Below are 23,310 nucleotides of genomic sequence, written 5' to 3'. Positions count from 1 at the left end.
CTGCCATGCCGATCACGACAACAAGGCGCCGTCTGCTCGCTGGATCCGCTGCCGCGCTCGCACTGCCGGCCTTTGCCCGCGCGCAAGGCGCGGTCAAGCCGCGCCTGACCGCAATCTCGCAATGGTCCGCGGGCAGCGATGGGGCAGCCATCACCGCGCTCGGCAAGAAGTTCGAGGAGAAGGGCGGCGTCTGGCAGCACTCGCCCGTCCCCGGGTTCACCACCGAGATGATGAACAAGCTGCGCGCCCAGATCATGGCCGGCGATCCGCCGGCCTGCTCGCAGCTCAAGGGTCCCGAGATCGCAGCTTGGTCGAAGATTGCCCCGACCGTCGATCTCGACGCCGTCGTCGCTGCCGCCGGCTATGAGAAGGTGGTCGCGCCGGACCTTGCGAAATTGCACAAGCCGGGCGGCAAATGGATCGCACTGCCGTTGCAGATCTACAGCACCAACATGCTGTTTCTCTCGAAACGCGCGATGGACAAGGCCAAGGCCGACAAGATCCCCGTCACCTGGGCAGACTTCAACGAGCTCGCCGACAAGATGAAAGCGGGCGGCGTCCCCTATCCCATCGCCAACGGCGGCACCCGCCCCGACGACGGGCAAAAATTCGAGGCTGCCTTGGCCGGCATCAGTCCCCTCGCATACCGCGCCGCCATCATGAATCTCGAGAAGAAGGCCCTGGAGGGCTCCGAGATCAAGGCTGCGTTCGCACAGGTGCGCAAGATCGCCGACTGGATGGACCCCAACGTCGGCGCCCAGCACTTCTCGACCAATTTGAAGCGCTTCATCGACGGCGACATGGGCATGATGATCATGGGCGGCTGGGCGCAGGGCGTGTTGCGCAATGCCGGTTTCAAGTTCGAGGACTTCATGATCGCGCCAGGTCCGAGCGACAATAGCAAGCCGGTGTTCCTGTTGAACGCCGATGCCTTCATCTTCTGGCAGCGCAAGGAGCCTGACCTGCAGGCCGGCCAGACGCTGATGGCCCAGCTCGTCATGGATCCGGCGATCCAGACCATGTATTCGCAGATCACGGGATCGATCCCCGTGCGTACCGACGTCGATCTGTCCGGCGAAGGCTGGTCGGACGGTCAGCGGCGCACCGCGGCAGCTCTGAAGGACGCAATCGCCAGCAACCAGGCGGTCCTGAGCCTCGCGCACAACATGGCGCAGGAAAACGGCATGACCGCCGCGATGATCGACGTGATCACGGAGTACGTAAAGAACAAGACGATCAAGCCGGAGCAGGCAGCCACTCGTCTGGCCGAGGCCGTCGAGGGCGCACGTTGAGCAATGCCGCCGCGATAAGACCGGGCCGGCCGGCGCTTCCGGAATGGGTGCGCCGGCTGCCGGAATATCTGATGATCTGGGTGCCGCTGCTGCTGTCAGCCGCGCACCTCGTGTCGTTCTCGCTGTGGACGATCTGGATCTCGTTCACGCCATCCACGCTGGTCCCTGTTACGGGCTGGGTGGGCTTGCGCAACTACTCGGCGGTGGCGGCATCGCGGAATTGGCAGATCGCCTTCGACAATCTGCTGTTGTTCGGCAGCGCTTTCGTGCTGCTGAGTTTGGTGACCGGCCTCGCCCTTGCGATCCTGCTCGACCAGCGCATTCGCGGCGAGAACCTGCTGCGATCCGTCTTCCTCTATCCGCTTGCGGTGTCGTTCGTGGTCACCGGCACGGTCTGGAGTTGGCTGCTCAATCCCGGCCTCGGAATCCAGAAGCTCGTCCACGACCTCGGCTGGACCTCCTTCAAGTTCGACTGGCTGATCGATCGCGACATGGCGATCTGGACCATCGTGATCGCCGCGATCTGGCAATCCTCGGGCTTCGCCATGGCGCTGTTCCTTGCCGGCCTTCGCTCCGTCGACACCGACATCATCAAGGCCGCGCAGATCGACGGCGCCGGAACATTTCGAATCTACCGGCGCATCATTCTGCCGTCGCTTTGGCCGATCACCATCACCGTCGTCGTGATCCAGTTGCAGTTCGCGATTTCGACGTTCGACCTCGTGCGCGCGCTCACCAACGGCGGGCCGGGAATCGCGACCCAGCTGCCAGCACTGGTCGTCTACGACCTGATGTTCCAGCGCAGCCTGCTCGGCCGGGGAGCGGCGGCGGCGGTGCTCATGCTGCTCATTCTTCTCGCGGTGCTGCTGCCGTATGCGGCGTGGCGATATGTTCAGCGACGGCGGGCCGCCCATGCGTGAGCGGACTTTCGCACCAAGCCGGATCTTGATCTACCTCATCGTCCTGCTGATCGCTGCAGCATGGCTCGCGCCATTGGCTGTTGTGGTGCTGAATTCGCTCCGCAGCAACGAGGAGATCGCGCAGGGCTCGATGATCGGCTGGCCGCAGCACTGGGCCTGGAGCAACTACCTGGCTGCCTGGAGCGGCTTCTGCGTTGCCGAGACCTGCGCCGGCATCCGGCCGTACATGCTGAACTCCGCCCTCGTCACGATTCCTGCGACGATCTTCTCGACCCTGCTCGGTGCCATTGCCGGCTACGCCGTGTCGCTCTGGCGTTTTCGCGGCGACACCTGGATCTACGGCATCGTGACCCTCGGCCTGTTCCTGCCCCAGCAGATGCGCCTGCTTCCCTGGACCATCGTGCTGCGCGACATCGGTCTCATCAACACGCTGGCGGGCCTCGTGCTGATTCACACCATCCAGGGGCTCTCCTTCACCACGCTGTTCTGCCGCAACTATTATGTCGCCATCCCCCATGAATTGATCAGGGCCGCGCGCATCGACGGCGCCGGGTTCTTCCGCATCTTCTGGCGCATCATCCTGCCGCTCTCGCCGCCGATCCTGATCGTCACCGTGATCTGGCAGTTCACGCATATCTGGAACGAATTCCTCTATGGCGTGACGTTCACGAGCGGCCAGCAGCAGCCCGTCACGGCCGCTCTCATCGCGCTGTCCGCTGCAGTCGCAGACATCCCGCAGCACGGCGTGCAGAGCGCCGCGGTGATCATCGCGGCGCTCCCAACGCTGTTGATCTATCTCCTCGGTGGCAAATACTTCGTCCGCGGCCTGACTGCCGGGGCCGTGAAATGATGGAGTTGTCATGGCAGCACTGAGCATTCGAACCCTGTCGAAGCGCTACGCCAATCTGGAGGTGCTGAAGGGCGTCGATCTCGACATCGAAAGCGGCGAGTTCACGGTGCTGGTCGGGCCATCCGGCTGCGGCAAGTCCACGCTGCTCAACATCGTCGCCGGGCTCGACCATCCGAGCGCAGGGACCGTCGAGATCGGCGGACGCGTGGTCAATGACGTCCCGCCCAAGGACCGCGACATCGCCATGGTGTTCCAGTCCTATGCGCTCTACCCGTCGATGACCGTACGCCAGAACATCACCTTCGGCATGGAATGCCGTCACGTACCCAAAGCGGAGCAAGACTCTGCGGTCGCGAATGTCGCCAAACTGCTCCAGATCGAGGCGCTGCTGGGCCGCAAGCCGTCGCAGCTCTCCGGCGGCCAGCGCCAGCGCGTGGCGATGGGCCGTGCGTTGGTGCGCGATCCCCTGCTCTTCCTGTTCGACGAGCCGCTGTCCAATCTCGACGCAAAACTGCGCGTCGAGATGCGGATGGAGATCAAGCGGCTGCACCAGCGCATCGGCGCAACCATCATCTATGTCACCCACGACCAGATCGAAGCGATGACGATGGCGACGCGGATCGCCGTGATGCATCGCGGCGTGGTGCAGCAGTTTGCCGATCCCGATACCGTGTACCGCTATCCCGCCAATCTGTTCGTCGCACGCTTCATGGGCTCCCCGCCGATGAACACCATGCCGGCGCGGCTCGAGGCCGACGCCGGCGGTCCCGTGGTCGTGATCGGCGCGGGGCGGCCGGACGAGGTTCGCCTTCATCTACAGGGATACGATGCGGCGGCCCCTTATCTTGGCCGCGAGGTGGTGTTCGGGATCAGGCCGGAATGCATCGCGGAGGGCAACCGCGTGTTCTCCGGCGGTCCGCCCATCGTCGTCCACGCGCCGGTGGAGATGGTCGAGCCCACCGGCGCCGAAACCATCGTGCTGCTGCGGCTCGGCGGCGAGTCCGCGCTGGCGCGCATCACGCCGGACATCCGCCCCCCGCCGGGGACGGCAGCCCCCTTCGCGCTCGACACGCGCCGCATTTGCCTGTTCGACCCCGAGACGGAGCGACTGATCGCATGACAAAGACGAGCTATGCCGGACTTGCGGACCGCGTCGTACTGATCACCGGCGGCGCCAGCGGCATCGGGGCCGCCTTCGTGCGCGCCTTCGCGGCCCAGGGAGCGCGCGTCGCGTTCCTCGATGTGGATGAAGAAGCCGGCGGGGCGCTGGTCGCGGAGGTGAGCGCTGCGTCCGAAGCCGCGCCCTTGTTCGTGCCATGCGACCTCCTGGACATCGAGGCCTTGCGGGCCGCAATGGCACAGGTGCAGCGATCGCTCGGCGATGCCGCGGTCCTCGTCAACAATGCCGCCAATGATCAACGCCAGGTGCTGGCCGAGGTGACGCCGGCAGAGTTCGATTGGATGATCGGCCTCAATCTCAAGCACGTCTTCTTTGCGGCGCAAGCGGTGGTGCCGCAGATGCAGGCGCGCGGCGGCGGCTCGATCATCAACATGTCGTCGATCGCCTGGATGCGCGGTGCACCGGCGCTGCCGGTCTACGCCGGGGCAAAGGCGGCGATCGTCGGTTTCACCAACTCGCTGGCCCGGCTGGTCGGCCCCGACCGCATCCGCGTCAACGCGATTGCGCCAGGCATGGTCATCACCGAACGTCAACGCCGGCTGTGGTATCCGGACGAGCAGGTCATCACCGAAATGCGCTCCCGTCAGGCCGTTCCGGATGCAGTGACGCCCGAGGACATCGCCAACATGGCGCTATTCCTCGCCTCCGACGAAAGCCAGCGCATCACCAGCCAGTGTTTTCGGGTGGATGCAGGACTTGCGTAGAACTTGATCCGGCCACAATGGCGCAACGTTCACGGTCTCGTAGGGTGGGCAAAGCGAAGCGTGCCCACGAATTCTTCTCATCGCGACGAATCGTGGGCACGGCGCGACGCGCCTTTGCCCACCCTACGAGACCTCTGTTACCGCCGTCCCTTGCGCATCGTCTCGAGCACGATGTCGGCGGCGAGCACGCTCGGTGATTTGTGGCCGGTCGACATGATCTGGTCGAGCCGGGCAAAGGCCTCGACCTGCTGCTTGCGCAGCGGCGAATCCGTCAGCACCTCGGCGAGTGCCGGCGCCAGTTTCTCCGGCGTGCACTCCTCCTGCAGGTACTCCGGAATGACATCCTTGCCGATCACGAGATTGGCAAGGATCACCGAGGAGACGCGGATCGCGCGACGCAGGATGAAGGCCTCGATCGCACCGACGCGATAGGCCGTCACCATTGGAATACCCGACAGTGCGAGCTCCAGCGTCACCGTACCGGATTTGGCCAGCGCCGCACGCGCGATACGGAACACGGCGCGCTTCTCGTTCTCGCCGGTCACGACCCTTGGCTTGACCGGCCAGCTCGCGATGCCCTCGCGGATGGTGGCCTCGAGATGCGGCATGGTCGGCAGTATCAGTTCGAAGGCGTGGCCTTCCGCCTGCAAGCGGCCGAGCACCCCGCCGAAGACATCGAGATGGTGCCTGACCTCGCTACGGCGGCTGCCGGGCAGCACCAAAAGCACCGGCGGATCGCCGTCGCGACGTGCCTGCTCCTCCGCGTTCGGCCGCAGCGAGGGCAATTGCTCGACTAAGGGATGGCCGACATAGCTGCATGGCGGTCCGCCGAGCTTGCGGTATTCCTCCGGCTCGAACGGCAGCAGACCGAGCACATGGTCGACATAACCGAGCATGGTCCGCGCCCGCCCCGGCCGCCACGCCCAGAGCTGCGGCGAGACGTAATCGACGACCGGGATCGCAGGATTCTTCGCGCGCACGCGGCGGGCGACGCGATGGGTGAAATCGGGGCTGTCGATGATGACGAGCGCGTCCGGCGCGGCGTCGGCCACGGCGTCGGCCGTCTCGCGGATCAGCCGCAGAATTTTCGGCAATTGCTGCACCACCGCGGCAAATCCGACGATTGACAGCTCCTCGATCGGAAACAGCGATTCCAGCCCTTCGCGCGCCATGGTACGTCCGCCGACGCCGACGAACTGCACGCCGTCGCCGAGACGCTGGCGCAGGACCTTCATCAAGGCACTGCCGAGCCGGTCGCCGGATTCCTCCGTGGCGATCAGGAAGATCTTGCGCTTGGGATCGCGCGACTGCATCACGCCGGCAGACCGATGACGAAGAGATATTTGGCGTCCGCGAGGGCGATCATCGCCTGCGGCTCTGCGGCGATGGTGTTGCTGGCGATGACGGCGAGGCCCGCAAGGCCGGCCGCCGCGACGCCCTCGATGGTGCGCGGGCCGATCGTCGGCAGGTCGAAACGCAGATCCTGGCCGCTCTTCGGCGCCTTCACGAGCACGCCGCGGCCGGCGGCCGCGCGAATGCGCCCCTCCTCGCGCAGCCGCGCGACGCGCGCGAGCAGCGCATCGGTGCCCTCGATGTCCTCGACCGCGACCACATGGCCGTCGATCACCACCGCAGCCTGGCCGATGTCGAACGGACCGAGCGCAGTCAGCACCGCACGGCCGCGCGCGATGTCGGTCTTGCTGGTATCGCTGGGCCAGGCGCGACTGATGCAGCCCTCGGGCATCAGGAGATCGGGGGCGAGGTCCTTGATGCCGACCATGCGAAAGCCATCCTGCTCGAGGATGCGGCCGACGCCGGACAAGAGATGATCGTCGCCGCCGCGAAAGGCGCGGATGACATTGCCGAGCAGCCGCATCGTCTTGACGTCGAACCGGATCTCGGAGAGCGAGGGCCGCACCAAGGTGCCGATGAAGATCAGGTCGCGGCAGCCCTCCTCGCGGAACAGTCGCATCGCGCGACCGAGCTGGCCGACCGAGATCCAGCGATGGCGGAATTTCTCCACCCGCGCGGGATCGCAGGCCCCGCGCAGCGGAAACAGCACCGGCGTGATGCCGCGCGCGGCAAGCGAGTCGGCGACTGCGAACGGCATCGCGCCGCCGCCGGCGACGATGCCGACCGGCGATGAGATGTCCGACGCCGCCGATGTCATGTCCGCGGCCATCCCAAAATCACTTCGCGAGGGCAGGAAGACAGAGCGGGCGCTTGCCCTTGCCGATGAAGTCGAGGATTTCGGCGATCGCCGGATCTTCGCCTGCAAGCGGCCTGGACGCCTCTAACCGCTCGGCGAATGTGCCGGGCCCATGGAAGAGCTTTTGGTAGAACCCGCGCACCGTCGCCAGTCGCTGCCTGGTGAACTTGCGCCGCTTCATGCCGATCAGGTTGAGACTCTCGAGCACCGCATACTGGCCGTTAACGAGCCCATACGGGATGACATCGTCGCGTACGCCGCAGACCCCGCCGACCATCACGTAGGGGCCGATGCGCGTGAACTGGTGCACTGCGGAGAGGCCGCCGATATAGACGGCGTCGCCGATCTCGCAGTGGCCGCCGAGCGTCGCCGAGGTCGCAAAGATCACGTTGTTGCCGACCATGCAGTCATGGCCTACATGGCTGTTGTTCATGAAGTAGCCGCCGTTGCCGACGCGCGTCAGACCGCCGCCCTTGATGGTGCCGACATTCATCGTCGCGCCTTCGCGGATGACGCAGCCAGAGCCGATCTCGAGCTTCGTCGGCTCGCCCTTGTAGCTGAGATCCTGGGGCGCGCCGCCGAGCACCACGAACGGCGAGATCACGCCGCCGTCCCCGATCGACGTATGGCCGATGACGGTAACATGCCCAATCAGCTTGCAGTTCGCGCCGATCACGACATTCGGGCCGATGATGCAATAGGGCCCGATCTCGGTGCCCTCGCCGATCACGGCGCCGTCCGCGACCCGTGCGGTGGGATCAATCTTGCTCATCAAGCAATCTTACTCTTCAAGAAGGTCTGGTTATGCGTTGAAGTCGCTCAGATTTCCGGTGGTTAGCGCGACTATGCCCGATCTGTCCAGTGACGTATCATCTCTGCCGGTTTCAAGTGCCGGATGAGGCGGTCGTCCCGGCTCCTCAACAACTTCATGCGGAGCTTCAGCTTTCATGGTCAGGGCCCTGGCACTTCTGCTCGCACAGCTCGCGGCCGCACCGATCGTGTCCGAGACGGTCGAGACCGGCGAACGCCGCCGCATCGACCTCGCGACATTCGAATGCCGCGACATCAGCCGCAGCACTGTGCTTCAGCGGGTCTGCTACGACCGCGCGCATCACGACCTCGTCGTCGCGACTGGCGGCAGCTATGCGCGCTATTGCGGCGTCGCGGCCGAGACCGCCGACCGTCTCCTGGGCGCGCCATCCATGGGTCAGTTCTTCAACCAAAACATTAAGCGCGAGGCTCCTGGCGGCCGCTACGATTGCGGCGCGTGAGCCCGTCCAGCGAGGACCGCGTGCCGCTCAGTCCGTCAGCATGGCGCCGACGTCGGCCTCCGCGACCACCTGCCCGTTGACCTTGGCATCGCCGTGAAACCACCACATGGCCTTGCGGCGGCCGAGCGAGCGCATGTGATACTCGATGGTATCGCCCGGCAGCACGGGCTTGCGGAATTTGCACTTGTCGATGGTGAGGAAATAGACCGCCCGCGGCTTGTCGGTGCCTTCGACCGACTTGATGCCGATCACGCCCGCGGTCTGCGCCATCGCCTCGATCATCATGACGCCGGGATAGACCGGTCGCTCCGGGAAATGCCCCTGGAAGGCCGGCTCGTTGAAGGTGACGTTCTTGATGCCGATGCCGCTGTAGTCGGCCCGGATGTTGATCACGCGGTCGATCAGCAGCATCGGGAAACGGTGCGGCAGCGTCTGGAGGATGGCATTGATGTCCACCAGCTCGAACTTAACAGGTGATTCCTCCGTCATTCCCGTCCCTCATCCTTCGGATCAGCCCTGCTGTCGCGTACCAAGCGCTCCACCGCGATGATCTCCTTGAACCATTGTTTGGTCGGCTTGGCGAAAAAACCACCCCAGCGTCCGCCCGGCGGGATGTCGTCCTTGACGCCGCTCATCGCGGTCACCTGGGCCCCGTCCCCGATCTTGAGGTGGTTGTTGATGCCAACCTTCGCTCCGAGTGCCACGTTGTCGCCAATGGACAGGCTGCCGGCGAGCCCGATCTGGGCGGCCAGCAGGCAATGCCGGCCGATCGTGACATTGTGACCGATCTGGACCTGATTGTCGATTTTCGTGCCTTCGCCGATCACGGTGTCGCGCAAGCTGCCGCGGTCGATCGTGGTCCCGGCGCCGACCTCGACATCGTTCTGGATCAGCACCCGCCCGGTCTGAGGCACCTTCAGATGGCCCTCGGGGCCGAAAAAAATGAAGCCGTAGCCGTCCTGGCCGATCGAGCAGCCGGGATGGATCAGCACATTGTTGCCGATCAGGGCGCACTGGATCGCGGTGCGCGCGCCGACATTGCAGTCCCGGCCGATCTTGACGCCGGGCCCGATCACCGCCCCGACGCCGACCACCGTGCCGCTGCCGATCTCCACATCCGGGCCGATCACGGCCAGGGGATCGACGATCACGCCGTCCTCGAGCCGGGCCGAGGGATCGATGATCGCCGACGGCGCGATGCCGTCATTGCCGACCCAGGATTGGGGCCTCAGCGCTTCGCCGTGCCATTCCCGCGCGATCCTGACAAAGGCCCGGAACGGCTGCGCCACCCGCAGCACGGCCACGTGCGCGGGCACCTGGGGCTCGAAGCGCGGGCTCACCAGGCAAGCGCCGGCCTTGGTCCCCTTGATCTCGTCGGCGTATTTGAGGTTGTCGAAGAACGCCAGATGCATCGGGCCCGCTTCGTCAAGCGAAGCAAGGCCCGTGATGATGTGGTCGCCCCTGGCGGGATCGACCAGCTGCGCCTTGGTCAGCGTGGCAATGTCAGCCAGCGTTGAGGCAGGCGGCTTTATGAAGAAGGTCGGCTGCGCCATTCCACCCCGTCGCGGTCCGGCTTCGGCATGAAGCGGTCGAGCCGCATCATGCTCCATCTCTTGGATCGGCACGATCCCTTTCGGAAACCGGTTCCAGTGATCCGGATCGTGCCGTGCTGATCGAATTAGAACGTGGTGCCGCCGCCGAACCGGAACTCCTGCGTGCGATCGTACTTGCCCTTGCTGAGCGGCACGGCGTAGTCGAAGCGCAGCGGACCGAACGGCGACTGCCAGATCAGGCCGACACCAACCGACGAGCGGACGACCTTGCTGTCGTCGTAGACGAGGCCGGTACAGGTGCCCGCAGACGACGGATTGATGCTCGAGGGGATGCAGCCCGGTACATTGACTTCGTTGGTCGTGGTCCAGCCGGTCGGTCCCTTATAGTCGTAGAGGCCGCCGGCATCGGCATAGACCGCGCCCTTCAGACCCACTTCCTTCGGCAGGAACCAGAACGGCATCTGCAGTTCGAGCGAAGCGCCCCAGTACTTGGTGCCGCCGAGGGCGTCCTGCGTACCAAAGGGGTTCAAATCGCGCGGGCCGATGCCGTTCGGGGCAAAGCCGCGGACGAGGTTCGAACCCATCTGGAAGTGATCGAGCATGCGCAGATCGCTGCCCATCTTGTTCAGCATGCCGCTCTGCACGCGGACGAGGCCGACGATGTCAGACACCAGCGGAGTATAGTACTTCGCATCGATGACGGACTTCAGGTAGGAGACGTCGCCGCCGACGCCGGCGAAATCCTGACGGAAGTCGACGAGCAGACCGTCGGTGGGGTTCTTGTTGTTGTCCAGCGTGTTGTAGGTCAGCGTATAGCCAAGCGCCGAGGTCAGGGTCTTGCCGTTGGCGAGCTCCCTGCGCACCGGCAGCGAAGCTTCGCCGTCGCTGTAGCAGCCGAGACCGTTGGTCGAGCTGAGATCCGGAACGCCGCCATTGGCATTGACGAAGGCCGGGCTCGGATTGAAGGCCGACGTACCCAGATTGTTGTTACAGTTCGCCAGGTAGTACGGCAGCGTGATTTCCTGCTGGTAGATCGAGTAGCGCAGCTGCAGCGCCAGATCTTCACGCAAGGAGAAGCCGAGGCGCGGCGAGAAGCCGAGCGTCTTGGTGCCGTAGGAGATGTAGCTGTTGGACAGCTGCTGGCGCTGATAGAGGTCGAGGCCAAGCGCGACGCGGTAGTCGAGCAGATACGGCTCGACGAACGACAGCGAGTAACCGCGTGCATATTGGCCGTAGGTCACCGACGCCTTGGCGAACAGACCGCGGCCAAGCAGGTTGCGCTCGGAGATCGAGACTTCGGCCAGCGCGCCGTCGGTGGTGGAGTAACCGCCCGAGATCGAGAAGTCGCCGGTCGATTTCTCTTCCATGTCGACGATCAGGACCACGCGATCGCTCGACGAGCCCGGCTCCGTCGTGATCTTCACGCTCTTGAAGTAGTCGAGGTTCTTCAGGCGCCGCTCGGCACGGTCGACCAGGGCGCGGTTGTAGGCGTCGCCCTCGGAGATGTCGAACTCGCGGCGGATCACGTAATCGCGGGTACGCGTGTTGCCGCGCAGGTTGATGCGCTCGATATAGGTGCGCGGACCTTCGTCGATGTTGAACACGACGGAGACGGTGTGCGCCTCGAAATTGCGGTCGCCGCCGGGCCGGACCACGGCGAAGGCGTAGCCGCGGCGCGAGGCCTCGATCTGCATCTCCTCGACCGACTTCTCGACCGATTCAACGTTGTAGAGCGAGCCGACATTGACGCGCGAATAGGCGCGCATCGACGAGGGATCGAAGTTCGGAATGCTGGAGCGGAAGTCGAGCGCGCCGACGCGGTACTGCGATCCTTCCTCGATCTTGAAGGTGACGTTGAAGCCCTTCTTCTCCGGATCGTATTCGGTGAGCGCGGCCACCACCTGGACGTCGGCGAAACCGTTCTTGAGATAAAAGCGGCGGATCAGGTCGCGGTCGGCTTCGACGCGGTCGGGATCATAGATGTCACCGCTGGCCAGGAAGCTCAGCAGGTTCGATTCGCGGGTCTTGATGACGTCCCTGAGGCGATAGGACGAGAATGCGACATTGCCGACGAACTCGATCGACTTGACGCCGGTCTTGGCGCCCTCCTCGATCGTAAAGATGAGGTCGACGCGGTTGTTCGGCTGCTCGATGACCTCGGGCGTGACGCGCACGTCGTAGCGGCCGGACCGGCGATAGATTTCAGCGATTCGCAGCGTGTCGGACTGCACCATGGCGCGGGAGAAGGTGCCGCGCGCCTTGGACTGGACTTCAGTGGTGAGCTGCTCGTCCTTGATCTTCTTGTTGCCCTCGAAGGCGATCCGGCCGATCACCGGGTTTTCCACCACGGAGACGACGATCTGGCCGCCGCCGCCGCGGTTGATTCTCACGTCCTGGAACAGGCCGGTCTCGATCAAGGCCTTGAGGCCGTCGTCGATGGCGCCTTGATCCAGGCGCCCGCCCGGACCCGGCTTGAAATAGGAGCGGATCGTCTCCACCTCGACCCGGCGATTTCCTTCGACGGAAATCGACTGCACGGTCTGAGCGAGCGCAGACGAAGACACAAAAACAGCCCCGACCGGGGCAATCACCGGCGCGCCGAACATGATCAGGGTTGCGAGCAAGCCCCCCCGGAGTCGCAGTCCAAACTTCATCGCGCAACGCGCCCTTATCATTCCGAGCCAGACCCAACCCCAACGCCGGTCTGGAAGATTCCCCAAGTTCAGGCCGCTTGTAGCCAATTTCACCGACGCCGCAAACGGCCGAAAGCGCCGTAATTTCAATTTCATTCCAAGACGTTGCTCATCAGCAACGCCACAAAAAAGCCTCCATCAAGATGCCGCCATCCGCAGGATGTCGTTATAGGTCGCAAACACCATCAACATCAGCACTAAACCGAGCCCGATTCGGAACCCCATCTCCTGAGTCCGCTCGGACAGGGGTCGGCCGCGGACGACCTCCGCCGCATAGAACATCAGGTGGCCGCCATCGAGCAGCGGGATCGGGAACAGGTTCAGCAGGCCGATCGACACCGACAGCACCGCGCACAAATTGATCACGAACTGGAACCCGGCGCTGGCCGCCTGCCCCGACATCTTCGCGATGCCCAGAACCCCGCTGACCTCGTTCGGATTGCCGTTTCCGACGAACAGAGAGCCCAGGAACTTGAAGGTGCTGGTGATGATGAACCAGACCTGCTCAACCCCGATCTTGAGCGCCTCGCCGATGCCCACCGGGGCGGTCGAGGCCTCGCCGGCCTGAGATTTATGCTCCACACCGAGCACACCGAGACGGTGGCTGTTGCCGAACGGATCCTTGCGCTCGAGCAGCGCCGGCGTTGCGGTCAGCGAGACGATGGCGCCGTCCCGCTTCACCTGGAAGGCAAGCGCCGAACCCGCATTCATCGCAACGATTCGCTGCATGTCGGCAAAGCTCTCGATCGGCTTGCCGTCGATCTGGACGACGACGTCCCCGATCTTGAAGCCGGCCGCAGCCGCGGCGCCATCGGCGACGACGCCATCGACCCGCGCGATCGTGCTCGGCTTGCCGTAATACAGCGCCATGCCCGCGAAGATCAGCGCGCCCAGGATGAAATTGGCGATCGGTCCGGCCGCGACGATGGCGGCGCGCGGGCCGACCTTCTTGTGGTGGAAGCTGCCGGCGCGCTCCTCGGTCGTCATGGCCGCGAGCGTCTGGGCCGAGGGGGTCGAGGCCTCGCTCTCGTCGCCGAAGAACTTGACGTAGCCGCCGAGCGGGATGGCCGAGATCTTCCAGCGGGTGCCGTGGCGGTCATTGAAACCTACCAGCTCAGGTCCGAAACCGAGCGAGAAGGTCAACACGCGAACGCCCGCCCAGCGCGCGACCAGGAAATGGCCGAGTTCGTGGAAGAACACGACGATCGTCAGGACGAACAGGAAGGGAACCGCGTAGCCGAGGAGCCCATGGCTCAACGTATTGAAACTATGGACAAAAAAGTCGATCATCGAATTCCCTCATCCAGCGCCGCAAGGCCCTGGCCCCGAACCATCTAGGATGCCTTTAAGGCAATTTGAGGCAATAGGGCGGCAGCTCTATTTCGAGCAACATGGTCAACAGAGATTGCATCATCGGCCGACGTCAGGGGCGCCTGGTTCCCGCTGCGGATCCAGTCATCCAATGTTGCCTCCACCAGCCGGGCAATCGCGCCGAACCGGATCTTGCCGGCAATGAAGGCGGCGACCGCGACCTCATTGGCCGCGTTGTAGACGGTGGTCGCCCCCTTCCCGGTCCGGAGCGAATCGAAAGCCAGCCGTAATCCGGGGAAGCGCTCGAAGTCCGGTGCCTCGAAGGTCAGCTGGCCAATCTTGGCGAGGTCCAGCTTGGCCGCCGGCCCCTTGATCCGGTCGGGCCAGCCGAGGCAATGCGCAATCGGCGTGCGCATGTCGGGCGCGCCGAGCTGGGCCATCACCGAACGGTCGGAGAACTCGACCATGCCGTGGATGATCGACTGCGGATGCACGAGGACGTCGATCTCGTCAGGCGACAGCGCGAACAAATAGGACGCCTCGATCACCTCGAGCCCCTTGTTCATCATCGACGCGGAATCGATCGTGATCTTCTGGCCCATGCTCCAGTTCGGGTGCTTCAGAGCCTGCTCGAGCGTCGCCTGCTCGATGTCAGCCGGCTTCCAGGTGCGGAACGGGCCGCCCGAGGCGGTGATGATGACACGGACGAGTTCATCCCGATTGCCCGAAGCAAGCGCCTGAAACAGCGCATTGTGCTCGGAATCGGCCGGCAGGATGCAGGCGCCGGCCTTGGCCGCACGCTGCATGAAGAAATCGCCGGCGCAGACCAGACATTCCTTGTTGGCCAACGCCACATGCGCGCCGCGATCGACCGCCGCCAGCGCCGGTTTCAATCCGGCAGCGCCGCTCACGGCCGCCATCACCCAATCGGCCGGACGCGCGCCGGCCTCGATCACCGCGCTCTCGCCGGCGCCGCATTCGGTGCTGGTCCCGGCGAGCGCGGCCTTGAGCTCGGCGAGCTTGGAGGTGTCGGCGATCGCGACGAAGCGCGCGGAAAATTCCTTCGCGAGCTTTGCCAGCGCTTCGACATTGCCGTTCGCCGTCAGCGCCTCGACGCGATAGCGCTCGGGCGAAGCGCGCAGCAGATCCATCGTGCTGTCGCCGATCGAGCCGGTAGCGCCGAGAACTGTGACGCTGCGGACGCTGGACGCCGCAGCCTTGTTATTACGCAATGGGACCGCGCTCATATCCTCACCAAACCATAAGACCGCTTCCGGCGCTATGCACACCATGGCGGAGAAAGCCGATAATCCATGCCGCCAGGATGGCGGCGACAAAACCGTCCAGGCGGTCCATAAGCCCGCCATGGCCGGGAATTAAGTGACTGGAATCCTTGACACCGAAGCGCCGCTTGACCGCGGATTCGAACAGATCGCCCAATGCCGACACCACCGAAAGGATGGCGCTGACCAGCAGCAATGGCCCCATCTTTCCGAACCCGCAAGCCGCAAACCCCACCGCAACCAGAAGGCTTGCGACGAAGCCGCCCAGCGCCCCGGACCAGGTCTTCTTCGGGCTGACGCGCGGCCAGAGCTTCGGCCCGCCGATGCTGCGACCGGCAAAATAGCCGCCGATATCGGTCGCCCACACCACCAGCAGCACGAACATCAGCGCGGAGAAGCCGTTGACGAGATCCTTTCGCACCAGGATCGAGGCCAGCAGCGCTGCCGCTGCATAAGCAAAGCCCGTCGCAGCCCAGATGAACTTGCCGCGCGCGATCAGCGTCACGATCGCGCCGCCGACGAGGCCGACGATGACGGAGGTCTTGAGCCCGCCAAAAGCGACCGCAGCCCCCATCATCGCGATGACGATCGTCCCTGCCCCGGTCAGCGCCGCCGAGCCCGCGCCCACCACCGTCAGCCATTCCGCGAACAGCCCGATCGACACCAGGGTGACGAGCAGCGCCCACAACCAGCCGCCGGCATAAGCGACCGCGATGGTCAGCGGCGCCAGCACCAGCGCTGCGAGGACCCGCATCACCAGATTGCTCGGGGCAGGCTTGGCGCCCGCCGGTGCGGCGTCTTGTTCGCTCACGAGGCGGTTTTCGCGACCAGGCCGCCGAAACGGCGCTCGCGCCTGGCGAATTCGGCGATCGCACTTTCCAGCGCCGCCTTGTCGAAATCGGGCCAGTGGATCGGCACGAACACGAGCTCGCTATAGGCCGCCTGCCACATCAGGAAATTGGACAGGCGCTGCTCGCCGCTGGTGCGGATGATGAGATCGGGATCGGGAATGTCGGGCGCATCGAGATGCGCTCCCAGCGTCTCGGCGTCGATCGTATCGGGATTGCGCGTGCCCTCGGCGACCTCGCGCGCGAGCTTCTGCGCCGCCTTCGCGATCTCCTGCCGCGAGCCGTAATTGAAGGCGACGACGAGCGTGAGGCGCGTGTTGTCACGCGTCAGCTCCTCGGCCTCGTTGAGCAGCGCGCAGATGTCGCTCTCGAGCCCATCGCGTTCGCCGATGATGCGGACCTTGACGCCGTCGCGATGCAGGCTGGCGAGATCGTTACGGATGAAGCGGCGGAGCAGACCGAAGAGATCGCCGATCTCGCTCGCCGGACGCGACCAGTTCTCCGACGAGAACGAGAAGATGGTGAGGTAGCGGATGCCGAGCTCGTGCGAGGCACGCACGACGCGGCGCAGAGCCTCGACGCCGCGGCGATGCCCCTCCGCACGCGGCAAACCGCGCGCGGCCGCCCAGCGCCCATTGCCATCCATGATGATGGCGACGTGCGCGGGCGCCTCGGACCGGTCGGGTCCTTCCGTTGCGGGCGCGGCGGCGTTGGACATTGAAGGTGGCCTTAAACGGTGAGGATTTCTTTTTCCTTGGCGGCCAGCAACTGGTCTATTTCCGTGATCGTACCGTCGGTCGCCTTCTGCACCTCGTCGGCGTGGCGCTTCTGGTCGTCCTCGGACATCTCGTGGTTCTTCTCGAGCTTCTTGAGAACGTCGAGGCCATCGCGGCGGACGTGGCGCGCGGCAACCTTGGCGGCCTCCGCATATTTATGCGCGACCTTCACCAGTTCCTTGCGCCGTTCCTCGTTCAGCTCGGGGATGCGCAGGCGCAGCACCTGGCCTTCGGTCGCGGGCGACAGGCCGAGGTTGGAATCGACGATCGCCTTCTCCACCGCCTTGACCATCGACTTGTCCCAGACCTGCACCGAGATCAGGCGTGGCTCCGGCACGCTGACGGTGGCGAGCTGGTTGAGCGGCATGTGGCTGCCATAGGCGTCGACCTGCACCGGATCGAGCATCGAGGCGGAGGCGCGCCCCGTCCGCAGGCCGCCGAGCTCGTGCTTGAGGGACTGGACGGCGCCCTGCATGCGGCGCTTCACTTCGTTGAGGTCGAAAGTACCCGTGGACATCACGTTTCTCCTTCAAGATCCCGGCGACCGCTCCCGCGACCTTCCCTGAAGGCGCGCGACAGATGAGCGGTCAGCCGGCGACAATGGTTCCGTGGCCGACGCCACGTAGAATCGCGCCGATCGAACCCGGCTCCGCGATCGAGAATACGATGATAGGCAGAGACGTCTCGCGGGCAAGCGCGAAGGCGGTCGCATCCATCACCTTGTAGCCGCCCTCGATCGCCTGCGAATGGGTCAGCCGGTCAAACCGCGTGGCGGCCGGATCCTTCTTCGGATCGGCCGAGTAGACGCCGTCGACATTGGTGGCCTTCAGAACCGCCTGGGCGCCGATCTCGGCGGCGCGCAGCACCGCGGTCGTATCGGTGGTGAAGAACGGATTGCCGGTCCCGCCGCCAAGCAGCACGATCCGGCCCTCGGCGAGATATTTGTGCGCCGCAGTGCGGGTGAACAGCTCGGAAATCTCGGGCATCACGAAGGCCGACAGTGTGCGCGCCGGCGTGCCCTTGCGCTCGATCGCCGCTTCCAGCGCGAGGCAGTTCATCATGGTGGCGAGCATGCCCATGGTGTCGCCGGTCGGGCGCGACACACCGCGGGCGGAGACCTCGACGCCGCGCACGATATTGCCACCGCCGATCACGACCGCGACCTCGGTGCCGAGCTTGCGGGCCGCAATCAGGTCGTCCGCAACCCGGTCGACGGTCGGCTGATCGATGCCAAAGCCTTGCTGTCCCGCGAGATATTCGCCGGACAGCTTGATCACGACGCGACGATAGACCGGATCAGACATGAGCACTTTCCTTGTCCGGGCGCCGCTTCCGGCGGCACGCCGGAAGGAGGTGTTCCGGCGCTTACTTCTTGCCGCTGGCCGCAGCGACCTCGGCCGCGAAGTCGCTTTCCTGCTTCTCGATTCCCTCACCAAGAGCATAGCGCACAAAGCCGGCGATCTTCAGGGCCCCGCCGACCTTGCCCTCGGCTTCCTTCAACGCCTGCGCCACCGACTTGCCGGTGTCGTGGATGAAGGCCTGTTCGAGCAGGCAGACTTCCTTGTAGTAGGTCTTGAGGCCGGACTCGACGATCTTCTCGATCACGTTCTCGGGCTTGCCCTGCTGGCGATATTTGTCGGCGAGCACGTCCTTCTCGCGCTTGACGACCGCCGGATCGAGGCCGGACGGATCGAGCGCCAGCGGGTTCGCGGCGGCAATGTGCATCGCGATCTGGCGGCCGAGCGTTGCGAGCTCGTCGGCCTTGCCGGGCGATTCCAGCGCTACGATCACGCCCATCTTGCCGGCGCCCTCGACGACCGCGCCGTGGACGTAGTTTGACACCACGCCCTGGCTCACTTCGAGCGAAGCTGCGCGGCGCAGCGTCATGTTCTCGCCGATGGTGGCGATCGCGTCATTGATGGCGGCTTCGACCGTGACGTCGCCGACCTTGGCGGCCTTGATCTTCTCGACATCGGAGCCGGCGTCGAATGCGACCTGGGCGACCATCTTGACCAGGCCCTGGAACTGGCCGTTACGCGCGACGAAGTCGGTTTCGGAGTTGACCTCGACCACGACACCCTTGGTGCCCTTGGTCAGGGCGCCGATCAGGCCCTCGGCCGCGACGCGGCCCGACTTCTTGGCAGCCTTGGACAGACCCTTCTTGCGCAGCCAATCCTGCGCCGCTTCCATGTTACCGTCGTTTTCGGTCAGCGCGGCCTTGCAGTCCATCATGCCCGCGCCGGTCGACTCGCGCAGGTCCTTGACCATCGCAGCTGTGATCGTTGCCATCGTTGAAAATCCTTTGTGCCTGCTGGTTCGCCGCGGCGTGGCATCGAAGCGCCCCGCCGCGGTCCATCTCAGGGATTCGCGTCAACTGAAATGGTGGCCGGATCTTGTCCGGCCAACCCATCGCTCTCTTGACTATTCCGCTTCCGCGGTCAGCGCCTTGGCCTTGGCCACCCAGGCGTCCGCACGGCTCGGCAGACCGACTTCTTCGCCGATCGTGTGCGCGGTGTCGTGATCGAGCTCGGCGAGCTGCCAGAAGTGGAAGATGCCGAGGTCGTTGAACTTCTTCTCGATCGCACCCGACACGCCCGGGAGCTTCTTGAGGTCGTCGGCGGTGCCGCGCGGACCTGCGAGGCCCTGGAAGCCGCTCGACGAAGCTGCCGGCAGCTCTTCAGCGAGCGGACGGGCCGAGGCGCCGACGTCGATGCCCGAATCGCCTTGAGCGCGGGAGATGCCGTCGATGGCAGCGCGCGCGATCAGGTCGCAATAAAGCGCGATCGCACGGCCGGCGTCGTCATTGCCCGGCACCACATAGGTGATGCCCTTCGGGTCCGAATTGGTGTCGACGATCGCGGCGACCGGGATGTTGAGCCGCTGGGCTTCCTGGATCGCGATGTCTTCCTTGTTGGTGTCGATCACGAAGATCAGGTCGGGCAGACCGCCCATGTCCTTGATGCCGCCGAGCGAGCGGTCGAGCTTGTCGCGCTCGCGCTGAAGCGTCAGACGCTCCTTCTTGGTGTAGGAGCTGGCATCGCCGCCCGACAGCACGTCGTCGAGGTGACGCAGGCGCTTGATCGAGGCCGAGATCGTCTTCCAGTTGGTCAGCGTGCCGCCGAGCCAACGCGAATTGACGAAATACTGCGCGCAGCGCTTGGCAGCGTCCGCGACGCCGTCCTGCGCCTGGCGCTTGGTGCCGACGAACAGGATGCGGCCGCCCTTGGCGACGGTGTCGCTGACCGCCTGCAAGGCCGTGTGCAGCATCGGCACGGTCTGCGCGAGGTCGACGATGTGAATGTTGTTGCGAGCGCCGAAAATGAACGGAGCCATTTTCGGATTCCAGCGGTGAGACTGGTGACCAAAGTGCACGCCAGCTTCAAGCAGCTGACGCATGGTGAAATCGGGTAGCGCCATCGTTCTAGTTCTCCGGTTGGTTCCTCCGGAAGCGTGTGAGCAAAACGGAGCGTTGTCGCCCCGGCTGCCACCGGACGGCCTTGTGAGCCATGCTTCCGTGTGAGATGCGGCGCTGTATAGCGCCATTTCGGCCAGAAGCAAGGAAATAAGGGCCTTTCGGGGGCGGATTTCGCCCGCGAGAGGCCCTTTCCCTGGAGACCGGGCCGCTCCCTAACGCCCGACTAGCACTTGATTAGCACGTGACTAACACTTGACTAGCACCTGGGCTGGTTCGGCGGGCACTTCTTGGCCGCCGGCGGTGGGGGTGCGGGGCGCGGTGGAGGCGCGGCCGGGCGCGGCGGGGGTGGTGGTGCAACGGCCATACGCGGCTGCGGCGGGGGTGCCGGTCGAGCCACCGGCGGCGGGGGTGCGGGCCGCGCCATGGGCGGAGGCGCCGGGCGCGCGACGGCAACCGGAGGAGCCGGGCGTGGCGGCGGAGGTGCGGCCATCCTCGGTGGCGGCGCCGACACCCGCGGCGGGGGTGGTGGCGTGGGCCGCGCTACGGCCTGCGGCCGCGGCGGCGGTGCAGCCGGTCTGGCCGCCTGCGGCGGGGCCGCCGATGGCAGATGCTGCGGCCTGATCGGCTCACGTGCCGCTGAAGGCGGCGGCGCGATCGGCCTCCCGGCCGCGGCCGGAGGTGTCGCCGGCGCGCCCGCGGCGGCGGGCGGCGAGCCTGCAGGCTCACGGGTCGCAGACTTGGCGCGATCCGCAGGCCCGGCGCCGGGCGGCGTCTGTGCCACCGGCGGCTTGGGCGCCTGGCCGGGCACAGCAGTCGGGTTGGCCACAGTGGGCGCAGCGGTTGCCGGCGCGGCAGCCGTTGGCGCATTGGAATGGGCAGGCAGTGTTGTGCCAGGAGCAGCCGTTGTGCCGGGTGCAGCTGTGGTCGGCGCCCCCGGACGAGCCGGCGGTGTCGCACCGGGTGCGGTCGCCGTCGGCGGCACGGGCCTTCCGCCCGGCAAAGCCCCTGCCCCGGCCGGCGGTGGCGGCGGGCCACCATGGGCACCAGGAACCGGCAGCGTGTTGGCCTGGGGCAGCCTGGTCTGCGGAGCAAGTGTCGGCGCCGTCTGCGGCGCAGCGGATGGCGCTGCGGTCGGCGCGACTGCCGTCGTCGGCGTCACCGGAGGCGGGCCGGGCCTCGCCGTCGGCTGGATCGCCGCGCTCGGCGGCATCGGCGCCTTGCCCTGCTGGATCAGCGCGGCGCGCTGCACGACCGCCTGCGGCACGGCAGGCCCGGCCGGGTTGGCACGGCCGGCAATCGCTGGCGCCAGATTGCCCGGTCCGGCCCCTGCCCCCGTAGCCGGTGCTGGTGCCGGCAGGCGGTTGATCACGGTGTTGATCACCGTCGTATTATGGATGTTCTGGTAGATGATGTTGTTCGGCGGCGGCGCGACATAGACCGGCGGCCTGACGAACACCGGGATCGGCACGAACACCGGCTGCGGCAGCACGAACAGGCCGACCACGGGCAGCGGCGGCGGCAGCACGACGAAATCCGGCGGCGGCGGCGGCAGATAGTAGACCGGCGGCGGCGGTGGCGGCGCGAAGCCGAAATCGGGATCGCTGAAATACAGCACGGGACGGTCGACATAGACCACCTCCTCCGGCGGCGGGGGCGGCACGTCGTAGTCGATCATCGCAAAGCTCGGCGGCGGCTCGGCCGGCGCGGTGAGGATCGCGAGGCGCCGGCGCGCGTCCGCCGCATGCGGCCCGCGCGGATAGCGGCGCAGATACGACCAATAGGCTTCCGGGGTATCGTTCCGGTAGGTGCGCCTCCAGGTGATCGCTTCGCGGCGCGCCGCGACGATCGCCATCACGCGCTTCGCCAGGGGATCGCCGGGATAGGCGGCGAGAAACTCCTCATAGGCCGGCAGCGTGTCGCGCTCGAGCGCGGCGGCATAGGCATCCCGCACGCCGAGGTCGCGGATCGGCTTGCTCCGGATCGCGGCGACCTGGTCGGGCGCGGCCTCCGGGGGCGGCGCGTCGGGCCCGCGCTCGAAGAACGAGAATGGCGCCGAGATCTTCTGCTCGTTCCAGGGCACCTGCGCGCCCTTGGAGGCCTCATTGACGCGCAGGCGAATGCGGTCGAACACCTCAGGCAGCGGCAGGCCGCCGGTCCGGATCATCTCGGCCAGCGACTGGGCGTAGATGCCGTAAGGCCCCGCCTCCTCCGGCGCGACCGTGCCGGGCGCGGCGTTGAACGCGATCAGCATGTTCGGCTCGGGCTCGACCAGCGCCAGACCGCTCGCGATCGGCTGGCCGCCCTCGATGAAGGGCTGCGCGCGGGCCGCGTCGAGCACGACGATGTTGGCCTTGAGCGGGATCGAGGCGAGCTGGCGCACATAGTCACTGATCCGCAACGCCTCGGTCGGAACGTCGGTGTCGCGGGTGATGTTGGAATCGACCGGGATGAAATAGTTCTCGCCGGCCAGCTGCACGCCGTAGCCGGAAAGATAGATCATCGCGACGGTGCCCGGCCCCGAGGCCTGGGCCTTCTGGATGAAGTCGCGAAAGCTCTTGCGCAGCGTATCGCCGTCGAGATCGCGCGCACCGACGACGTCGAAGCCGGCTGCCTGCAGCGTCTGCGCGATCAGGCCGGCGTCGTTCGCGGTCGTTGCCAGCGGCGACTTGGCATAGGCGCCGTTGCCGACCACGAGTGCGATGCGCTTCTCCTGCTGCTGCGCGTTTGCTGCTCCCGGCGCGCCGGCGGCAAGGGCCACGATCGGCAGGAGAAGGCAAATGACGACTCGAAACGTCCCACGCATGGCTTGCTTGCCCGCTACTGTAGTTGAGGTGCCACCACGCATGAGGCGCGCAGCCGGCTGAACGGCGGTTGAACGAAAAGCTCGGATTGAGGCGGTGGCGTGGCCACGCGGCTGCTGGCGTCAGCTTCAGGTCAGCTGCAAATCAGCTCACGCCAGCCTCAAGGCCGCGAGCCTAGAAACTTCGCAAGGCTCCTTCAAGTCC

Annotated in this window: 21 protein-coding genes; 6 read left to right on the top strand and 15 right to left on the bottom strand. The window is 65.7% G+C overall.

Going from position 1 to position 23,310, the window contains the following annotated elements:
• The first annotated feature begins 5 nt into the window (after positions 1-5).
• From GDN70_RS19075 to GDN70_RS19055, 5 genes are read left to right on the top strand one after another with little or no spacing between them, the layout of a single operon-like run.
• On the top strand, positions 6-1,292 hold the full coding sequence (locus GDN70_RS19075) for an ABC transporter substrate-binding protein (protein WP_028141531.1): 1,287 nt from the start codon (positions 6-8) through the stop codon (positions 1,290-1,292).
• Entirely contained in the window at positions 1,289-2,212 is a 924-nt protein-coding gene (locus GDN70_RS19070; RefSeq protein WP_173015834.1) for a carbohydrate ABC transporter permease, read from the top strand. The genes GDN70_RS19075 and GDN70_RS19070 overlap by 4 nt, the downstream gene beginning before the upstream one ends.
• Positions 2,205-3,062 carry a carbohydrate ABC transporter permease gene (locus GDN70_RS19065; RefSeq protein ID WP_028141529.1) on the top strand — a complete coding sequence of 286 codons (858 nt, stop codon included), beginning with the start codon at positions 2,205-2,207 and terminating at the stop codon, positions 3,060-3,062. Before GDN70_RS19070 ends, GDN70_RS19065 begins: the two co-directional genes overlap by 8 nt.
• 10 nt (positions 3,063-3,072) lie before the next feature.
• Positions 3,073-4,182, top strand: a complete 1,110-nt coding sequence (locus tag GDN70_RS19060) for an ABC transporter ATP-binding protein (RefSeq protein ID WP_152102895.1) — start codon at positions 3,073-3,075, stop codon at positions 4,180-4,182.
• A complete protein-coding gene (locus GDN70_RS19055; RefSeq protein ID WP_028141527.1) occupies positions 4,179-4,946 on the top strand; it encodes an SDR family NAD(P)-dependent oxidoreductase in 768 nt (255 codons plus the stop codon). Before GDN70_RS19060 ends, GDN70_RS19055 begins: the two co-directional genes overlap by 4 nt.
• Positions 4,947-5,083: 137 nt before the next feature.
• Here the strand turns inward: GDN70_RS19055 and lpxB are convergent, their stop codons facing one another.
• The 3 genes from lpxB to lpxA are packed head-to-tail and all read right to left on the bottom strand — an operon-like array spanning position 5,084 to position 7,927.
• Positions 5,084-6,262 carry a lipid-A-disaccharide synthase gene (gene lpxB / locus GDN70_RS19050; RefSeq protein WP_085971821.1) on the bottom strand — a complete coding sequence of 393 codons (1,179 nt, stop codon included), beginning with the start codon at positions 6,260-6,262 and terminating at the stop codon, positions 5,084-5,086.
• Positions 6,259-7,116 carry an LpxI family protein gene (locus GDN70_RS19045; protein ID WP_173015833.1) on the bottom strand — a complete coding sequence of 286 codons (858 nt, stop codon included), beginning with the start codon at positions 7,114-7,116 and terminating at the stop codon, positions 6,259-6,261. Before GDN70_RS19045 ends, lpxB begins: the two co-directional genes overlap by 4 nt.
• Before the next feature lie 19 nt (positions 7,117-7,135).
• Complete coding sequence (gene lpxA, locus GDN70_RS19040; RefSeq protein WP_028141524.1) at positions 7,136-7,927, bottom strand: acyl-ACP--UDP-N-acetylglucosamine O-acyltransferase; 792 nt, start codon at positions 7,925-7,927, stop codon at positions 7,136-7,138.
• A gap of 175 nt (positions 7,928-8,102) precedes the next feature.
• Between lpxA and GDN70_RS19035 the strand changes: the two genes are divergently transcribed.
• A complete protein-coding gene (locus GDN70_RS19035) occupies positions 8,103-8,426 on the top strand; it encodes a KTSC domain-containing protein (protein WP_028141523.1) in 324 nt (107 codons plus the stop codon).
• A 27-nt stretch (positions 8,427-8,453) separates the two neighbouring features.
• Here the strand turns inward: GDN70_RS19035 and fabZ are convergent, their stop codons facing one another.
• The 12 genes from fabZ to GDN70_RS18975 form a co-directional block, all read right to left on the bottom strand.
• Positions 8,454-8,915, bottom strand: a complete 462-nt coding sequence (gene fabZ / locus GDN70_RS19030) for a 3-hydroxyacyl-ACP dehydratase FabZ (protein WP_028141522.1) — start codon at positions 8,913-8,915, stop codon at positions 8,454-8,456.
• The gene (gene lpxD / locus GDN70_RS19025) at positions 8,912-9,979 is read right to left on the bottom strand and encodes a UDP-3-O-(3-hydroxymyristoyl)glucosamine N-acyltransferase (RefSeq protein WP_038971460.1); all 1,068 of its coding nucleotides are present in this window, start codon (positions 9,977-9,979) and stop codon (positions 8,912-8,914) included. The genes fabZ and lpxD overlap by 4 nt, the downstream gene beginning before the upstream one ends.
• Before the next feature lie 125 nt (positions 9,980-10,104).
• Positions 10,105-12,633, bottom strand: coding sequence for an outer membrane protein assembly factor BamA (gene bamA, locus GDN70_RS19020; RefSeq protein WP_028141520.1), 2,529 nt, complete (start codon positions 12,631-12,633; stop codon positions 10,105-10,107).
• 177 nt (positions 12,634-12,810) lie between these two features.
• A complete protein-coding gene (gene rseP / locus GDN70_RS19015; protein WP_038949774.1) occupies positions 12,811-13,962 on the bottom strand; it encodes an RIP metalloprotease RseP in 1,152 nt (383 codons plus the stop codon).
• A 44-nt stretch (positions 13,963-14,006) separates the two neighbouring features.
• Positions 14,007-15,230 carry a 1-deoxy-D-xylulose-5-phosphate reductoisomerase gene (gene dxr, locus GDN70_RS19010; RefSeq protein WP_038971459.1) on the bottom strand — a complete coding sequence of 408 codons (1,224 nt, stop codon included), beginning with the start codon at positions 15,228-15,230 and terminating at the stop codon, positions 14,007-14,009.
• A 4-nt stretch (positions 15,231-15,234) separates the two neighbouring features.
• Entirely contained in the window at positions 15,235-16,077 is an 843-nt protein-coding gene (locus GDN70_RS19005; RefSeq protein WP_038949772.1) for a phosphatidate cytidylyltransferase, read from the bottom strand.
• The gene (locus GDN70_RS19000; RefSeq protein ID WP_028141516.1) at positions 16,074-16,832 is read right to left on the bottom strand and encodes an isoprenyl transferase; all 759 of its coding nucleotides are present in this window, start codon (positions 16,830-16,832) and stop codon (positions 16,074-16,076) included. Before GDN70_RS19000 ends, GDN70_RS19005 begins: the two co-directional genes overlap by 4 nt.
• 11 nt (positions 16,833-16,843) lie before the next feature.
• Positions 16,844-17,407: a ribosome recycling factor gene (frr, locus tag GDN70_RS18995; RefSeq protein WP_028141515.1), complete on the bottom strand. Its 564-nt coding sequence runs from the start codon at positions 17,405-17,407 to the stop codon at positions 16,844-16,846.
• 70 nt (positions 17,408-17,477) lie between these two features.
• The gene (gene pyrH, locus GDN70_RS18990) at positions 17,478-18,194 is read right to left on the bottom strand and encodes a UMP kinase (protein WP_028141514.1); all 717 of its coding nucleotides are present in this window, start codon (positions 18,192-18,194) and stop codon (positions 17,478-17,480) included.
• Between the two features lie 61 nt (positions 18,195-18,255).
• Entirely contained in the window at positions 18,256-19,179 is a 924-nt protein-coding gene (gene tsf / locus GDN70_RS18985) for a translation elongation factor Ts (protein ID WP_028141513.1), read from the bottom strand.
• 132 nt (positions 19,180-19,311) lie between these two features.
• Positions 19,312-20,307: a 30S ribosomal protein S2 gene (locus GDN70_RS18980; protein ID WP_028141512.1), complete on the bottom strand. Its 996-nt coding sequence runs from the start codon at positions 20,305-20,307 to the stop codon at positions 19,312-19,314.
• Between the two features lie 254 nt (positions 20,308-20,561).
• Positions 20,562-23,108 carry a caspase domain-containing protein gene (locus tag GDN70_RS18975; RefSeq protein ID WP_028141511.1) on the bottom strand — a complete coding sequence of 849 codons (2,547 nt, stop codon included), beginning with the start codon at positions 23,106-23,108 and terminating at the stop codon, positions 20,562-20,564.
• Between the last annotated feature and the right edge of the window lie 202 nt (positions 23,109-23,310).

This window comes from Bradyrhizobium sp. TM102 (genome assembly GCF_009176685.1).
GTDB lineage: Bacteria > Pseudomonadota > Alphaproteobacteria > Rhizobiales > Xanthobacteraceae > Bradyrhizobium > Bradyrhizobium ottawaense.
The sequence above is the reverse complement of the archived record's forward strand: the minus strand, read 5'-3'. Positions and strand labels throughout refer to the sequence as shown.

Coding starts and splice junctions, on each gene's coding strand:
- GDN70_RS19075 (WP_028141531.1), top strand. CDS start 6: ATGCCGATCACGACAACAAGGCGCCGTCTGCTCGCTGGATCCGCTGCC.
- GDN70_RS19065 (WP_028141529.1), top strand. CDS start 2,205: ATGCGTGAGCGGACTTTCGCACCAAGCCGGATCTTGATCTACCTCATC.
- GDN70_RS19060 (WP_152102895.1), top strand. CDS start 3,073: ATGGCAGCACTGAGCATTCGAACCCTGTCGAAGCGCTACGCCAATCTG.
- GDN70_RS19055 (WP_028141527.1), top strand. CDS start 4,179: ATGACAAAGACGAGCTATGCCGGACTTGCGGACCGCGTCGTACTGATC.
- GDN70_RS19045 (WP_173015833.1), bottom strand. CDS start 7,116: ATGACATCGGCGGCGTCGGACATCTCATCGCCGGTCGGCATCGTCGCC.
- lpxA (WP_028141524.1), bottom strand. CDS start 7,927: ATGAGCAAGATTGATCCCACCGCACGGGTCGCGGACGGCGCCGTGATC.
- GDN70_RS19035 (WP_028141523.1), top strand. CDS start 8,103: ATGGTCAGGGCCCTGGCACTTCTGCTCGCACAGCTCGCGGCCGCACCG.
- fabZ (WP_028141522.1), bottom strand. CDS start 8,915: ATGACGGAGGAATCACCTGTTAAGTTCGAGCTGGTGGACATCAATGCC.
- lpxD (WP_038971460.1), bottom strand. CDS start 9,979: ATGGCGCAGCCGACCTTCTTCATAAAGCCGCCTGCCTCAACGCTGGCT.
- bamA (WP_028141520.1), bottom strand. CDS start 12,633: ATGAAGTTTGGACTGCGACTCCGGGGGGGCTTGCTCGCAACCCTGATC.
- rseP (WP_038949774.1), bottom strand. CDS start 13,962: ATGATCGACTTTTTTGTCCATAGTTTCAATACGTTGAGCCATGGGCTC.
- dxr (WP_038971459.1), bottom strand. CDS start 15,230: ATGAGCGCGGTCCCATTGCGTAATAACAAGGCTGCGGCGTCCAGCGTC.
- GDN70_RS19000 (WP_028141516.1), bottom strand. CDS start 16,832: ATGTCCAACGCCGCCGCGCCCGCAACGGAAGGACCCGACCGGTCCGAG.
- frr (WP_028141515.1), bottom strand. CDS start 17,407: ATGTCCACGGGTACTTTCGACCTCAACGAAGTGAAGCGCCGCATGCAG.
- pyrH (WP_028141514.1), bottom strand. CDS start 18,194: ATGTCTGATCCGGTCTATCGTCGCGTCGTGATCAAGCTGTCCGGCGAA.
- tsf (WP_028141513.1), bottom strand. CDS start 19,179: ATGGCAACGATCACAGCTGCGATGGTCAAGGACCTGCGCGAGTCGACC.
- GDN70_RS18980 (WP_028141512.1), bottom strand. CDS start 20,307: ATGGCGCTACCCGATTTCACCATGCGTCAGCTGCTTGAAGCTGGCGTG.
- GDN70_RS18975 (WP_028141511.1), bottom strand. CDS start 23,108: ATGCGTGGGACGTTTCGAGTCGTCATTTGCCTTCTCCTGCCGATCGTG.